Annotated in this window: 16 protein-coding genes; 4 read left to right on the forward strand and 12 right to left on the reverse strand. The window is 56.0% G+C overall.

What is annotated here, in order from left to right:
* Nucleotides 1–6: 6 nt before the first annotated feature.
* From CPA57_RS02870 to rpoZ, 10 genes are all read right to left on the reverse strand, one after another.
* A complete protein-coding gene (locus tag CPA57_RS02870; protein WP_182081301.1) occupies nt 7–777 on the reverse strand; it encodes a phosphatidate cytidylyltransferase in 771 nt (256 codons plus the stop codon).
* A complete protein-coding gene (gene uppS, locus CPA57_RS02875; protein WP_268235200.1) occupies nt 774–1,511 on the reverse strand; it encodes a polyprenyl diphosphate synthase in 738 nt (245 codons plus the stop codon). Before uppS ends, CPA57_RS02870 begins: the two co-directional genes overlap by 4 nt.
* A gap of 11 nt (nt 1,512–1,522) precedes the next feature.
* Nucleotides 1,523–2,089 (reverse strand): ribosome recycling factor, encoded by a 567-nt coding sequence (gene frr, locus CPA57_RS02880; protein ID WP_182081303.1) that lies wholly within the window; start codon nt 2,087–2,089, stop codon nt 1,523–1,525.
* A 71-nt stretch (nt 2,090–2,160) separates the two neighbouring features.
* On the reverse strand, nt 2,161–2,898 hold the full coding sequence (gene pyrH, locus CPA57_RS02885) for a UMP kinase (protein WP_077395807.1): 738 nt from the start codon (nt 2,896–2,898) through the stop codon (nt 2,161–2,163).
* A gap of 93 nt (nt 2,899–2,991) precedes the next feature.
* Entirely contained in the window at nt 2,992–3,894 is a 903-nt protein-coding gene (gene era / locus CPA57_RS02890; protein ID WP_182081789.1) for a GTPase Era, read from the reverse strand.
* A 25-nt stretch (nt 3,895–3,919) separates the two neighbouring features.
* Nucleotides 3,920–4,672: a ribonuclease III gene (rnc, locus tag CPA57_RS02895; RefSeq protein ID WP_182081305.1), complete on the reverse strand. Its 753-nt coding sequence runs from the start codon at nt 4,670–4,672 to the stop codon at nt 3,920–3,922.
* Nucleotides 4,672–5,511, reverse strand: coding sequence for a signal peptidase I (gene lepB, locus CPA57_RS02900; protein WP_229709198.1), 840 nt, complete (start codon nt 5,509–5,511; stop codon nt 4,672–4,674). The genes rnc and lepB overlap by 1 nt, the downstream gene beginning before the upstream one ends.
* Before the next feature lie 121 nt (nt 5,512–5,632).
* Nucleotides 5,633–6,043 carry a holo-ACP synthase gene (gene acpS, locus CPA57_RS02905; protein ID WP_182081307.1) on the reverse strand — a complete coding sequence of 137 codons (411 nt, stop codon included), beginning with the start codon at nt 6,041–6,043 and terminating at the stop codon, nt 5,633–5,635.
* 4 nt (nt 6,044–6,047) lie between these two features.
* A complete protein-coding gene (locus CPA57_RS02910; protein ID WP_182081309.1) occupies nt 6,048–8,369 on the reverse strand; it encodes a RelA/SpoT family protein in 2,322 nt (773 codons plus the stop codon).
* Between the two features lie 104 nt (nt 8,370–8,473).
* Nucleotides 8,474–8,839, reverse strand: a complete 366-nt coding sequence (gene rpoZ / locus CPA57_RS02915; RefSeq protein WP_077396630.1) for a DNA-directed RNA polymerase subunit omega — start codon at nt 8,837–8,839, stop codon at nt 8,474–8,476.
* A gap of 310 nt (nt 8,840–9,149) precedes the next feature.
* Between rpoZ and CPA57_RS02920 the strand changes: the two genes are divergently transcribed.
* The 3 genes from CPA57_RS02920 to CPA57_RS02930 all read left to right on the forward strand — a co-directional run bounded on the left by CPA57_RS02920 (nt 9,150) and on the right by CPA57_RS02930 (nt 11,515).
* Nucleotides 9,150–9,752 (forward strand): LabA-like NYN domain-containing protein, encoded by a 603-nt coding sequence (locus CPA57_RS02920; protein WP_182081311.1) that lies wholly within the window; start codon nt 9,150–9,152, stop codon nt 9,750–9,752.
* A gap of 116 nt (nt 9,753–9,868) precedes the next feature.
* Entirely contained in the window at nt 9,869–10,741 is an 873-nt protein-coding gene (locus tag CPA57_RS02925) for an NAD(P)-dependent oxidoreductase (protein WP_182081313.1), read from the forward strand.
* Nucleotides 10,742–10,906: 165 nt separating this feature from the next.
* Nucleotides 10,907–11,515 (forward strand): superoxide dismutase, encoded by a 609-nt coding sequence (locus tag CPA57_RS02930; protein ID WP_182081315.1) that lies wholly within the window; start codon nt 10,907–10,909, stop codon nt 11,513–11,515.
* A 101-nt stretch (nt 11,516–11,616) separates the two neighbouring features.
* Here CPA57_RS02930 and yajC read toward each other — a convergent pair whose 3' ends face one another.
* Nucleotides 11,617–11,967: a preprotein translocase subunit YajC gene (gene yajC / locus CPA57_RS02935; RefSeq protein ID WP_182081317.1), complete on the reverse strand. Its 351-nt coding sequence runs from the start codon at nt 11,965–11,967 to the stop codon at nt 11,617–11,619.
* Between the two features lie 86 nt (nt 11,968–12,053).
* Here yajC and CPA57_RS02940 point away from each other — a divergent pair, with 86 nt between their 5' ends.
* Nucleotides 12,054–12,929, forward strand: coding sequence for an ATP-binding protein (locus CPA57_RS02940; protein ID WP_182081319.1), 876 nt, complete (start codon nt 12,054–12,056; stop codon nt 12,927–12,929).
* Between the two features lie 58 nt (nt 12,930–12,987).
* Here the strand turns inward: CPA57_RS02940 and CPA57_RS02945 are convergent, their stop codons facing one another.
* On the reverse strand, nt 12,988–15,546 hold the full coding sequence (locus CPA57_RS02945) for a TonB-dependent receptor (protein ID WP_229709199.1): 2,559 nt from the start codon (nt 15,544–15,546) through the stop codon (nt 12,988–12,990).
* Nucleotides 15,547–15,562: the final 16 nt, after the last annotated feature.

A 15,562-nucleotide genomic window follows, 5' to 3' on the forward strand; every position in this document is an offset into this window, starting at 1 on the left:
TAACACTTAGCGGAAGAGCAGCCAGAACGGCCCTTCTCCAACCAGCAGGGCCAGAATAGCAGCGACAGGCGCAGCCAGCAGAAGGGCGTCCAGCCTATCTAGCAGCCCTCCATGACCGGGAATAAGCCGCCCGGAATCCTTAACGCCCAGCCACCGCTTAAAGGCACTTTCCAGCAAATCACCCGCCTGCGCTGCCACGGCAATGATCCCGCCCGTTAAACACGCAGACACTGACCAGCCCTGCCCAGACCAATACCCGACTAGCCCGCCAAGAATGACCGCCCCTACGATACCCCCCAGAGAGCCGGAAATAGTCTTACCCGGGGAAATAGCCGGGGCCAATTTAGGCCCCCCGATAAGACGCCCTGTCGCATAAGCACAGCTATCACTGGCGATGACAGCGAAAATGACAAAGAAGGTCTCATAAAGTCCTTCTGGCCGTCCCCGTAGCCAAAGCAGGGCAAAACCGCCCAACATAGCCACAAGAATGGGACCACAAGCCCGCCTACCGAACAGGACACTAGACACTAAAAGATACAAAGCAGCGAACCATTGCCCTTTGATGGCAATCAGCCCTCCACAGAAAGGCCAGAGCAGAAGGAGAACCCCCCGGAGGCTCTTCATCGGCTGGCCTAGCAGAGTCTCCCCTTCCCAGACGATTCCGACCATGACAAGCAGAACAAGTGCCCGGTAGGCCCAACCGCCGCACCACAGGCACAGCACAACCACCGGAATAATGACCAGGCTAGAAAGGATACGTTTCTGCAACTCTGTCATTCTGGCCGTCCACCAAAACGCCGCTGACGGCGCATGTAACGCTTCATGGCCTCGGCAAAATCTTTTTCACCAAAATCCGGCCACAACACATCAAGAAACAGAAGCTCGGCATAGGCAGACTGCCAGAGCAAAAAATTGGAAAGACGGCTCTCCCCGCTTGTCCGCATCACGAGATCGGGGTCAGGCACATCATAGGTCTGAAGGGCACCAGCAAACAGGGTTTCATCAATAGCCCCCGGGTCTAGCGTCCCCGCCCGAACCTGTTCGGCCAAATGACGAGCCGCACCGGCAATCTCGGCACGGCTACCATAAGAAAGGGCTAAGGAGAGGGTCAGACGAGTGTTATGGCGTGTCTTCTCCTCCGCCCGGCGTAACTCTTGGTAAAAATTTCCCCCAAAACGTTGAGGATCACCAATAATGCGCAGCTGAACACCCTGCTCATCCAGCTCCCTGAAACGGTGCCGCAGATAGAACCGCATCAACCCCTTCAGTTCACTAATTTCCTCACCGGACCGACGCCAGTTCTCCGATGAAAAAGCATAGAGCGTCAAATAAGGCACCCCATGCTCCATCGCTGCACGGACACAACGCTGCACGGCTTCGCCACCTTCACGGTGGCCATGGGCAACTGGCACACCACGAGCTCTAGCCCAGCGCCCATTACCATCCATGATGACGGCAACATGGCGTGGAAGGGCGCCAGCCGGATAAGAGGAGGGATGAGTGTCCGACAATGTTCTGACGATCAGACCTGTTTGATATCCCGCTCTTTATCAGCCAGCAGACCATCCACACGGGCGATATAATCATCCGTCAGCTTCTGGATAGCGGCTGTCCAGACTTTCATGTCATCCTGGCTAATGTCCCCGCTCTTTTCCAGAGCCTTGGTCTTATCCATACCATCCCGGCGGACGCCACGCACAGCCACACGGCCACCCTCAGCATAACGAGCTGCGGCCTTGGCCATTTCGTTGCGGCGTTCTTCTGTCAGCTGCGGAATAGGCACACGGATGGTCTGCCCCTCGGCTGCCGGGTTAAGGCCCAGCCCACTATCACGAATAGCCTTCTCCACGGAGGAAACAACGCTGGCATCCCAGACGGACACTGTCAGCATGCGCGCTTCCGGCACAGCAACAGACCCAACCTGAGACAGCGGCACTACGGAGCCATAAGCCTCCACACGCACCGGCTCCAGCAGGTTCGGGCTAGCACGACCAGAGCGCAGGCCGGACAGGTCACGGCGCAGGCTCTCCAGTGCACCCTCCATACGGCGTTTGAGGTCATCAAGCAGGTCGTTCAGTTCTGTGCTCATGGCAAATCACTTCCTCAATAATCGGTTCCGCTCATCAGCCTGAGCAGGCTGACATGATAATCTGGTGCCCCTCAGTCCTCAATGATCCGGGTGAAACGTCCCTCACCCTTCATCGCCGCCGCAAATGCACCCGGTGCATGCATGTTGAACACGATGATCGGCAGGGCATTTTCCCGGGCGAGACTGATGGCGGCTGCGTCCATGACCTTCAGGTTACGGGCCAAGGCATCCATGTAGGTCAGCTGCTCGTACCGCTCGGCATTGGGGTTCACACGGGGGTCTTCAGAATAGACACCATCAACCTGCGTCCCCTTGAAGAGCGCATCGCACTCCATCTCGTTCGCACGCAGGGCAGCAGCTGTATCGGTGGTGAAGAAAGGGTTGCCCGTACCTGCGGCAAAGATGACCACACGGCCTTTCTCCATATGCCGGACGGCACGGCGGCGGATATATGGCTCGGCGATGGAAGCCATATGGATGGCCGTCATCACACGGGTCTCGACATTGCGCTTCTCCAATGCGTTCTGAAGCATCAACGCATTGATGACCGTTGCCAGCATCCCGGCATAATCACCCTGCACCCGGTCCATCCCCTTGGCAGCGGCGGCCAAACCACGGAAGATATTCCCTCCGCCCACGACAAGGCAGACTTGCCCACCCATAGCGGCGACGTCTGCGATGTCAGCGGCCACCATATCCACCATTTCCGGGTCCACACCGGCGGCTCCTTTGCCCATCAGTGCTTCACCAGACACTTTGAGAAGGACCCGTTTATAAGGGAAATTCGGCGCTTGTGGGGCGGTGCTCATGGTCGTACCGGCTCTCTGGTTGATAATGTCCTGAAATCTGTCTGCTCCCTCATACAGAGCCATCCCCGCATGAACAAGCGAAACTCGTGCGGCTTAGCCATAATCTGCAAGGCCAAGAGCCCGCAGACGGGCAGTCTCCTTATCCCACGCAGCCCTCTCCTTCACATTGATGAAGAGGTGGCAGGGGGCATCCAGAAGCCCTTCAAGCTGCTTACGGGCTCTCATTCCAATCTCCCGGATGCGCTGCCCACGCTCCCCGATGAGAATAGCCTTATGCCCCGCCCGTGAGACATAAATCGTCACATCAATGCGAATGGACCCATCCTTGCGTACCTTGAAGGATTCGGTCTCTACCGTGGCGTGATAGGGAATTTCCTCATGCGTCTGGAGGAAAACCTGTTCCCGTACAATTTCCGCAGCAAGAAGACGGTCTGGCAGGTCTGTCAGGTCATCTTCTGGGTAATGATAGGGCCCAGCAGGCACGGCCTTAGCCAGCCCTTCCAGCAGACCATCCACACCTTCACCAGACCGAGCGCTCACCATATAGACCTCTTCTACAGGCAGAAGATCGGTGATGGCTTTCGTCAGAGGTAGGAGTTGATCACGCTGGATGAGGTCTGTCTTGTTCAACACAAGCCAAACAGGACGCTTGCTGCCCTTCAACTTTGCGATGATGTCTTTGATCTCATCTGTCAGACCAATGCGACTATCGATCAGCAGGAGTGTCAAATCAGCATCCTGCGAGCCGCTCCAGGCAGCATTGACCATCGCCTGATCCAGCCTCCGGCGAGGCTTAAAAATACCCGGCAGGTCCACGAAGATGAGCTGCGCTGCGCCCTGCATGACAATGCCAAGCGTGCGGAACCGTGTTGTCTGCGCCTTAGGGCTAACAATGGAAAGTTTGGCTCCGGCCATGCGGTTCAGCAAGGTAGATTTACCCGCATTAGGAGCCCCAACAAGAGCGACAAAGCCGCAACGTGTCTGGTCCACTGCCATGCTCTCCATTGGAGAGGTGATCTCTTCAGGCACGTTCTGCCTCCTGCCCTATCTTCTTTAATAAATCCGTTGCGGCTGCACTTTCCGCCAGCCTCTTACTGCCAGCACGCCCAAGCCCCGTCTGCCCCAGAGCCCGCACCTCCACACAGAAGACCGGCGCATGGGAAGGCCCTTCAGCAGAGGTCAGCTCATAATGAGGCAACGCCTCACCCCGCCCCAAAAGGAACTCCTGAAGCAATGTCTTCGGTTCCTTATGGGGCTGGCCACTTCTTTCGATGTCACGGTCCCAGAAACGGCGCACCACATGGCGGGCCGGGTCCAACCCTGCATCTAGGTAGAGTGCTCCCAGCAGGGCCTCCATCGCATCCGCCATGACGCTCGCCAGAACACGTATGCCTGCACTTTCCTCATGCTGGGCAATCTGTATCGCCCCGGATAGCCCGATCCCTTCTGCAATGCGGGCCAGAACTGGGCGAGATACTAGATGAGCATGACGTGCCCCCAAAGCACCCTCTTGCTCCTCCGGGTAACGCTCAAAGAGCCATTCGGCCATCAGCAAGCCGAGCACCCGGTCCCCCACGAACTCCAAACGTTCATTTGAGCCCTGCCCCCGTGGGGTTTTTGCCCCCTGACGCCCCCTCTGGCTTCCTCGACTGCGCCCCTGCCGCCTAGGTACTGCAGAGCGATGGGTCAGGGCTTCGTGCAAAAGGGCTGGGTCGGAAAAATGGTGCTCCAGCTTCGCCTCAACATGGCGAACAGCTTCATCACGTGTCATCATCAGTCAACACCATGCAGAAAACGGCCCCAGCGTATTTCCGTTGGCCAGTACCAGAACTGCCAAGCTGGATGGCGCATATCAACAGAAAACAGGATGATCTTAGCCCGCCCTACTAGATTAGTCACAGGGACAAACCCCAGATCATGCCCTCCGCTATCCGTCAGATAATCATTCCCTGCTGGAACGGCGCAGGTTCCGCTCTCATGCCCCCCTTGGAAGCGACTGTCTGAACTATCGTCCCGGTCATCCCCCATGGCGAACAGACAACCCTCTGGCACGGTATATTCAGGCGTGTTGTTGGCTAGATCATCATCCCGCATTTTCAAAATGTCATGAGCTACGGTCTTTCCATCCTCCCGAGGCAGCATCTCCCGGTAACGGGTGCCAGACAGCACATACCCACGCTCATCAACCACGCTGTAGGGCCCCTGGTCATTTCGTGGCACTTCCCGGCCATTAATGAAGAGACGCCCCTGCTCCATACGAATGTGATCACCCGGCAAACCAACAATCCGCTTAATGTAATCGACCGACGTATCCTTAGTGAAACGGAAGACAGCCACATCCCCACGATGCGGCATAGCAGCGAAAAAACGCCCCGGAATAAATGACGGCGAGAACGGAAATGAATAACGGGAATAGCCGTAACTCATTTTGGAAACCGCTACAAAATCCCCAACCTGAAGGGTAGGAATCATAGAGGCAGACGGAATATTGAAAGGCTCCACCAGCAATGAGCGCACGGCAACAACCAGAATAACCCACAAAAGGATCTGCCTTGCGGAGGCCCAGAGGCTTTCCGGCTGCTCTGTCTGTTCCGCCTGTCTGTCTTCGCTCATGGTCCCTGTCATCCTATTATGGCGCCTTTTGGCAGGCATGCCCCGCCTCCAGCCCTTGCCATAACCCGCCTCGCCCGCCGGGTCATGCGTTAATTCCACATTCTATAGATATTTTAAGTCGTCACACTGATTGAGCAACAGCCTGTATCAGCACCTGCGCCATGGCCATCGGTGGTTCGTCACTCATGCTGAGCAGGAGAACCGCCTTATGCCCTACTGGCAGGCGTTTCTCCAGCAGGTCCGCTGCAACGCCCGAAAGGCTGAGTACAGGCGCACCCAGCGCATCCCGCCCTACGGAAATATCCTGTAGCTGAACCCCTTGGGCAAAGCCTGTTCCCAAAGCCTTGGCGCAAGCCTCCTTCGCAGCCCAACGCTTGGCGCACGCCCCAGCACGGGCCACCCCTCGTAGGCTCTGCACATAAGCCCGCTCCTCCTGCGTGAACACACGCTCAAGAAACGCATCGCCATGACGGGACAAAGCCCTCTCAATCCGCTCGATGGAGCACAGATCAACCCCGATCCCCAGAATCATGAGGTCATCCCTTCGTCCGCTCGGCCTGCAACACACCCTTCTCGGCACGGAACCCCGCCAGAACAGTCGCCAGATGCCCCTTGCTACGAACCTCAAGGTCCACCAGAATCTCCATGAAGTCCAACTGCCGGTTCACGATCCGTAGATTGATCACGCTGGCCTCGTGCCGTGTAGCAAGGTTGGTCAGTGCTGCCAGAACGGCTGGGTCGTTCCCCGCCACGACGGAAAGACGGGCCGTATAACGGGGCGCATCCCGTCCTGTCCGCCCCATGGCCTCCTCACTCCACGAAATTTCCAGAAAACGCTCTGGCATGTCGGAGAACATGCTGAGATTATGGCATTTACGCCGATGCACAGTCACGCCCTTGCCCTGCGCAATGATGCCGACAATCCTATCCCCCGGCAGAGGGCGACAGCAGCCTGCAAAATGCAGTTCAATACCCCGCCCCACACCATTAACCAGCGTTCCTTCATAATTTTGCACCTTCCTCGGAAGATGAGGTCGCTGGTCCAGACGCCCTTCCAGACGGGGCGAGAGCCCCGGAACGATGCGAGGGACCTGCCCCTGCCGAGACAATTCGGGATAGGCTGCCCCCACAACATCCCGAGGGTCCAACTGCCCAGCCCCGACACTGCCATACAGCTCATCCAGACTGTTCTGCTTCAGCGCAGCCAGAATGCCTTCCAGCACCTTTTCGGAGCCATCCACACCTTTCTGGCGGAAAGCACGGGCGACAGCACCCCGCCCATTCTCCACATTATTCTGCCGCTGTTGGAGGGCTACAAAACGCCGCACACGGGCACGGGCCTTCCCGGTGACGACAAAACGCTCCCATGAGGGGGACGGCGTCCCGCCCCGTGCCGTCATGATATCGATCTGGTCGCCATTCTCCAGAACATGCTTCAGCGGAACAAGGCGGCCATTAACTTTGGCCCCTACACACCGGTCCCCGACCTGACTATGCACGGCATAGGCAAAATCCACCGGCGTAGCCCCTCGGGGCAGGGAAATGAGCTGCCCTTTGGGCGTAAAACAGAAGACCTGATCCTGATAAAGTTCCAGCTTGGTATTTTCGAGGAACTCATCAGGCCCCTGACTATCCTCCAGAATATCCAACAGGTCCTGCACCCAACGCAACTTGCGGGTATAGGCCCCGAATGTTTCGGAAAGGACGGCTGTCTCATGCTCGCTAGGGCTGCTCCCGTCCTTATAACTCCAGTGAGAGGCAACACCGTTTTCGGCGAGGTCGTGCATTTCCGGCGTACGTATCTGCACCTCAATCTTCTGACTATGCGGGCGGTAGAGCGTTACCCCCGTATGCAGAGACTGATATCCATTAGCCTTGGGGGTGGAAATATAGTCCTTAAACCGCCCGGCAATCATGGGATAGGCACCATGCACGGCACCAAGTGCGGCATAGCAGGCCTCTCGTGTAGGGACGAGAATACGAAAGGCCATGATGTCTGAAAGCTGCTCAAAAGCGACATTCCGCCGCTTCATCTTCTCCCAGATGGAATAAGGCGATTTTTCCCGCCCTATGACGCTGGCCCCCTCCACCCCGGCTTCCTTGCAAAGGGTGGCGAGCTCACACCGTATCTGCTCGATCATATCTGCGCCCTGACCACGCAGATAATTCAGCCGTGCCCGGATGGTAGTATCTGCTTCTGGCTCCAGGTTGGCAAAGGCAATATCTTGCAGTTCCGTCTTTACACGATCCATACCGATACGTTCGGCCAATGGAGCGTAAATATCCAACGTCTCTTTTGCGATGCGCTGGCGGCGGTCCGTCCGCTGGACATAATGCAGCGTCCGCATGTTATGCAGCCTGTCCGCCAGTTTGACGATAAGCACACGGATATCCCGTGACATAGCCAATACCAGCTTGCGGAAATTTTCGGCCTGTTTGGTTCTATCTGATTGAAGCTCCAGCCGTGTCAGCTTGGTAACGCCATCAACAATGGCGGCTACATCCTTACCGAAACGCTGCCCCAACATCTCCAGCGAGATGCCCGTATCTTCGACTGTATCATGCAGAAAACCCACCATGATAGAAACGGGGTCCATGCGGAACCCTGCCAGAATATTGGCAACAGCAATCGGGTGGGTAATGTAGGGGTCGCCATTGTCCCGGCACTGCCCCTCATGGGCTTTGGCTGCCAGATCATAGGCCGCTTCCATCATGGCCAGATCGGCGTGGGAGTCGTAACGTTTAACCCTCTCCAACAACCCATTGATGGAGGGATGAAAGTCCTGTGTGGGTGACCCTGCGGCACCAGCCACCTTCTCCGCTGGAAGAGCGGCGGAAAGTAGTGTTTCGTCAGCCATGGACCTGCCCCTATCTCTACTGATGGGAGGACCGGCTCTTACCCGCTGCCTACAAGCAGCAGAAAGACCGCTCCTCCCCCAGGGCGTGCACTAGCCGCGAAGGCTCAGCGGCGCCCCCGGCCTGATCCGGCCTCATCGGCTGCCATATTGGCAGCTTCTTCCTCTGCGGACACATCCTGAAGACCAAAGATGTTCTGATCAGTCGGGATGAGGTCCATCACCTCTTCATCGGAAGGCTCGACTTCCGGCTGATTGCTCATGGAGCGAACAATGCCGTTCTGCAGCCCTTCGAGGCTCACATGGTCCTCGGCGATTTCACGCAGGGCGACAACGGTATTCTTGTCATTGTCCCGCGGAACCTGCATCTCCTCCCCACGGGAAAGACCACGGGCGCGCTGGGCAGCCAGCAGCACCAGGTCAAAACGGTTCGGAACCTTCTCGATGCAGTCCTCTACGGTCACACGTGCCATAAAACCGGCTCTCCCCACTCACATGCTGGAATGGCCCTTCAACCATCGGGCCAGAAGCAAGCCTGCCACACAAGTAAGCAGGCCTACTCCTCTTATCTTATAATCTCGTCTTTTATTACCACAAAGGTCTTTATTGACGCAACGCAAAGCTGTAAGAAGGATCGAGAGAGGCTGTCCTGTCTTCTCCGGGACGATTATGCCATCTATAATCTTAAATCCTGTATGAATCCCATCAACATACAGAAATAGGAAAATAGCAGGACGCTTCTTTAACGACCAATTCTCGTGACCAAGACTATATGTGAGCTATATGTCCAATCTTCTTCTACGCAAAAACGATCGTACATCACTTTTCATCAACGGAGCTAGCCTGCACCACGCGGCACGCAATCTTGGTTTTGAGGTGGATTTTCTTGCCCTGCGTGACCTCTTCGAACAACAGTGTTCTTTCCAGCGGGCCTTTTACTATGCCGCCATGCCGGAAACTGAAGATTACTCCCCTCTCCGCCCGCTGACAGACTGGCTGGCCTATAACGGCTACCATCTGGTCACCAAGACGGCACGGGAATTTACCAACCAGTCCGGACAACGCCGTGTGAAAGGCAACATGAATGTCGAGCTGGCCGTTGATCTGATCGAACAGGCTCCCCGGCTGGACCATATCGTGATCGTCAGTGGTGATTCCGACCTGCGTCGTGCGGTAGAGGCTGTTCAGTCCCGTGGGGTCCGGGTTACGGTCATTTCTTCCGTTAAGACGACACCGCCGATGATCGGTGATGATCTACGCCGCCAGACAGACCACTTTGTGGAGCTGGCCGATATTGCCCATCACTTTACTCGTCGCAATGCGGACAACCGCTCCCGCCCTCCCATCCGCCACCCAGCAGATGCGGAAGATTACGACGACGAATAAGACTCCCTCCCTCTCCGACCCCGCTCCGGCGGGGTTTTTTCTTACCCCCTTTACGGCCTCGCAGCTCCACACCATCTCCACTGGAGACAAACACAAAATTGGAAAAGGAGCGGCCCATGTCCATCAGCATTATCGGCTTCATCGGTTACGGCGCCATGGCCTCGCTCATGGGGCAGAATCTGGAGCAAGCAGGCTACGAGGTCATCGCCTACACACCATCGGGCAAAGGTCATGGTGATGCGGATATTCCCATGCTGGCCTCACCACGCCTCGTAGCAGAACAAAGTGACGCCGTTATTCTTTGCGTCCCGGATGATGCCGCCGAAAATGAGGCTCTGCATGGTCCTGATGGCCTACTTGCCGGGCTGCGTGAAGGCCAACTTGTGCTGGACACCTCCACCGTCTCGCCGGAACAGGCCGATCATCTTGCTACCCTGCTTGGTGAGCGTAAGGTCGACGTGATGGACACCCCCATGTCCGGCAGCACACCAGAGGCTGAAAAGGGTGGCCTCATCATGCTGGCAGGTGGCCCTAAAGAGACACTGAAGCGAGCCCGCCCCATCTTGGACTGTATCGGCCGTATTACACTCCATACAGGCCCCGCCGGGAGTGCGGCACGGCTGAAACTGGTCGTCAACGGTATCATGGGTGGTACGTTGAACATCATTGCTGAAGGCATCGCCTACGGGCTTGCTGCGGGCGTAGACCGTAACGTGCTCTTTGATGCCCTACAGGAGCTGGCCGTCATCAGCCCCCACCACAAGCGCAAGATCGGCATGGGCAAAGCAGGGAAATTCCCATCCCAGTTCCCAACCCGGCTGATGAGCAAGGACATGGGCCTCCTCATGGAAGCAGCCCGCCGCTGCGGCGTGCCGATGCATGGTATGGCAGCCGCTTCCCAAAATCTGGCAGCCTCCAATCACTATCATGCAAACGAGGACTACGCCGCCCTCATCGCTAAGATGGAGCGGGATGCTGCAAACCGCTAGACCTATCGCAGAAGGTAGCGACTGAATTATTGGACCAGTTTACTCTTTTTTTGAGGCAGACTGCCCCATACATCTTGACGTTGCTGCCTCTCAACCATAGCTAAAGAGTGTCATGAATGGGCCGGGAGATGCTCTCTGCCCCTCATATGTTAAGGAAGATTTCACATGGCTTTTGAGCTCCCAAAACTCCCCTATGCCGAAAACGCACTGGCCGATGCCGGTATGTGCCAGGAAACGCTGGAGCTGCACCACGGCAAGCATCATCAGGCTTATGTCACGGCCCTGAATGGTTTTGTCGAGAGCAAGCCGGAACTGGCAGGCAAGGCACTTGAGGAGATCATTGCCCTCTCTCATGCTGATTCCTCTCTTACCCCAGTCTTCAACAATGCTGGACAGCACTGGAACCACTGCATCTTCTGGAACTGCCTCTCCCCCAAAGGTGGCAAGATCCCCGGCGCACTGGAAACGAAGCTGGTAGAAGATTTCGGGTCTGTTGATGCCTTCAAGGCTGCTTTCAAGCAGGCTGCAACAACACAGTTCGGGTCTGGTTGGGCTTGGCTGGTTCTGGGCTCTGATGGCAAGCTGAAGGTCACAAAGACGGCCAATGCTGCCAATCCGCTCTCCGAAGATGAGGGGCGTACACTGCTGGGTCTGGATGTGTGGGAACATTCCTATTATCTGGATTTCCGTAATCGCCGCCCGGACTATGTCAGTAACTTCCTCGACCGTCTCGCTAATTACGAGTACGCCGAGAGCTGCCTGAAGGGTGCCTGATCCACAGGTCAACCCTGTATGAAAAAGGCCCTGCCACATTATCCTGTGGCAGGGCCTTTTTTCTTCAAATCAGCCAAGCAAAATATGCGACTGATCTTACCTCATGAATCGTTGGCGACTTTCTCCTCACGGGAAAGGACAGTCGTGATGGTGCTACGGATGACCTTCACCTTCACACCCTGTGCAATCTCCACATCCACTTCCTGAGAATCATCACGGGTGTTCTGCACTGTCCCTACAATACCCCCTGCTGTGATGATCCGGTCACCACGACGCAGGCTATTCTGCTCCTCACGCAGCTGACGCTGCCGCTTCTGCTGCGGACGAATGAGCAGGAAGTAGAAAACAATGAAAACCAGGACGATCGGCGCATACTGCATCAGCGCTGCCGAATTAAAAGCACCACCGCCGACATCTGCGGCATAAGCCGTAGAGAAAAGAAGATTGTTCATAGGTAATTTTAGTTCCATCTTTGTGGGATACTCCCGGGACCATATCGTCCCGAGGGTTCACGTCAAGTTCATTATACAGGAAGACCATGCCCACAACCGCCATCCTCCCCCTCCTGACCCGTATCGCCGATAGTCTGGAGCGCATGGCGCCTCCCCCGGCAGACCCCACCATAGTAGATGACCCCACGCAGGATGCGTTCCTCTGGCAGGGAGCGGATGGCCGCCTGCTACCCATCCCCCAAATGCAGGCCGTTCCGCTTGATCTACTAAAAGGCATCGACCGGCAGATAAAGCAGGTCATGGGCAATACACGCTTCTTTGCCCACGGGCTGGCTGCCAATAATGTCATGCTCTGGGGGGCAAGAGGCATGGGCAAGTCCTCACTCGTCAAAGCCTGCCTGCTGGCCATCAATGAGGAACAACGCAAAAATGGCCAGCCCCCTCTGGCTCTGATTGAGATTCCACGGGATGATCTCAACACTCTCCCGCAGCTTCTGGCCCTGCTGCGCCGCAGTACCCGCCGGGTCATCCTCTTCTGTGATGATCTCTCCTTTGAGACGCAGGATGCCGATTACAAGTCGCTAAAATCCGTCCTTGATGGCGGCATCGCCGGGCGACCAGACAATGTACTGGTCTATGCCACCTCCAACCGCCGCCATCTCATGCCGCAAAACATGATTGAGAATGAATCAGGCGATGCTATCCATCCGGGTGAGGCCATTGAAGAAAAGGTCTCCCTCTCCGACCGGTTTGGGCTATGGATCGGCCTATATGGAGCTTCTCAACCCCATTATCTGAGCATCATTGATGCCTACGCAGCGGACCGGAAACTCCCCATCGCCAAAGATGAGCTACACCGCCGTGCGCTGCAATGGTCCATCCAGCGGGGCAGCCGCTCCGGCCGGGTGGCCTCCCAATTTATCACGGCGTTGAGTGCTGAACTGGCCGAAGAAACCCGCTAACACAAAAAAACGGCCCGCCTGAAAACAGGGCGGGCCGTTTCTCTCATTCTGTTACAAATTAGAACGCTGCGCTAATCGTTCCGAAATATTCCCGTGTCGCACCTCGCTCTAAGGACTGATAATCTCCCACGGGCGGGTTATTATTCTCACCCATCATGGCGATATATTTGTTGTTGAACAAATTATAAACATTAAAGCTAACCGTTAGGTCCCGCACACCGGCCAGCTTCTTGAAGGTGTAATTCACCCCCGTGTTGGCCAGCCAGTAGCTGCCAATAGACGTATCATTCATGAAGCTGTAATAGCGCTTACCAAAGTAATTGGCATCGAAATGCGCATTAATCCCATGCCATGTATAAGCAACAGAGGCCTTATACATCCATGACGGATAATTGACGATGTTCTTACCCCTCAAGGCGTAATGGTTCCCAGCACTGGAGGTCACATCACGGTCATATGTGCCCTTATTGTAACTGAGCGTATTGGTGATGACCAACCCCGGCAGTGGGCGGACAGAGACGCTGCCATTAGCACCCGTCATGGAAATACGCCCGAAATCGAACTCTTCAGAGATCGGGTTGAACATTGTTCCACGCGCTCCGGCCAGAAGCTCATGCATCAGAGTGGAATGATAGACCGTGGCATCCAACTGAACGATGGATGACGTAAAGCGATAGCCCCCCATATAGGTCCACGCACGGGCCGGCTTGGACTGCGCCTTCTGCCGTAGAAACTCCTGCTGATTGGGCACAGAAAACAGCGAGTTGGCCACACCTGTGCCAGATACCTCGTAGGCACGCATGTTCTTGGATACGTCGATATAGAACTCGTTTTGCCGGTTCAGACGCCAGTCCAGATTGAAATGCGGCAGAAAAGCCCCTGTGGCGTGCAACGAGCCAGACGGCAGACCGCCAGCATCCAGAGCCGCCCATGAATTGTCATTCTCATGCCCGCCACCGGATGTCTGGGAGATCAACGAACGAAAACCAGCGGTCAGGGTCAGCCCCTTGATGATGGTGTACGTATCCTGAAGGTGGGTCTGCACCACATTGGTGCGCCATTTGAAGTTATAGACCCGGTCCGCAGGCCCATAGACATCATAAGGCCCAACTGCCTTAACCGGAGCCCCTGCACCTAGCTCTGGCTCCAGATAATTATACAGCCCGGCGGTCTGGTTATTATTCTCGTACCAGACACCTGTGTCGATCCTATGATGACCCCAGCGATAATCCAAGCTGCTCGTAATACCAAAACGCTGCTGACTGTTCTTCCAAACCTCTTGATAAAGCGGCACACCATTCGGCGTAGCGACCTGAAGGTCTGGGTCGGTCGAGGCCGCAGAGGCTGCCGCCGTATAGCTGTAATTGCCAGACTGAGCATGACCGTAGGCGGTCGTATGCCATGTCAGATGGTCCGTCAGAGCAAGGTCGAGATTCAGCCCACCAAGAAAGTTGGTTTCGTGCTGGCCACCATCATAATAGGGCATCTGACAGGCATTTACCTGCCCATTTGACCCCGGATAAGCCATAAAATTGTTCGGACTATTATTGCACTGCTGTGCCCACTGATAGGCCTTCTTATAATCTGGATAGAGATGTGGCACACGCCAGCCCAGATTATTGATCATCCCCAGTGAAAGGTCTGGATAATTCTGCTGCTGAAGGTCCGTCCAGTCAAAAAAAGCCGAAATCTTGCTGCGCTCACCAAGCGGCTGCACTAGCTTGGCATTCACCTGCTGAAGGAACTGATCGCCCTTCCCCTCCCACATGCCTTCATCAGTACGGGCGTAAGAAGTATAGAATTTCGTGCCAGACTCATTCAAACGACCTGAATCAAACCGGGCATAAGTACGGTAAGACCCATAGCTGCCGAATGCCTGACTGACCTTGCCGCCCAGCGTGTCGGAAGGATCGCTGGATGTAACACGAATGGTCCCGCCCAGCGTGTTGGTGGATGCCACATCCACACCGCCGCCACCCTGCGACATGGTCATACTGCCAATATCATCAGGAATGATAGCCGAGGCGAGGCTAAGACCATTAACGGACTGATAGGTCTGATCATTCAGCGGGATGCCATCCAGCGTCACGCCCAACTGGTTCATAAAGAACCCACGGACATAGAGATTGGCCCCGAAACTATCAATGCCAAACGGGTCCGTAGAGGTGAAGCTGACGCCCGGCATACGGTCCAACGCTTTATAAGGGCTTGTACCGGGCACGTACTCCTTCATCACACTTTTAGGCACAGCCAGTTCCGAGGACCGGCTAGCATGGGACGCATGGACGGACAGGCTCTGCACACCATGAGCCGATACATATTTCGGTCGGCGATGGGTGGCCTTCTTCACCAGCCCTGCGCTGGCACTGGCCGCACTAATTCTACTATTTGCCTTACCTGCTGCTGCAACCTTGCGGGGAGTTCCTTTATGAACACCCTGCCGATGTGCCACCCCGGTGCTGCCTCGCATTGCAGCAGGTTTTCCCACTGCCTTGCTGGCAGGTGTCACTGACGTTGAGGATCGGGTCTGGGCGAAAGCAGCTCCACCACCCATTCCCAGAAAAATGGCTGCGGAGGATAGAAGAAGATGGCGGCGCAATGCGTCTGGCACTCCCATGATATCAGTACACAAT

Source organism: Bombella favorum, assembly GCF_014048475.1.
GTDB classification, from domain to species: Bacteria; Pseudomonadota; Alphaproteobacteria; order Acetobacterales; family Acetobacteraceae; genus Bombella; species Bombella favorum.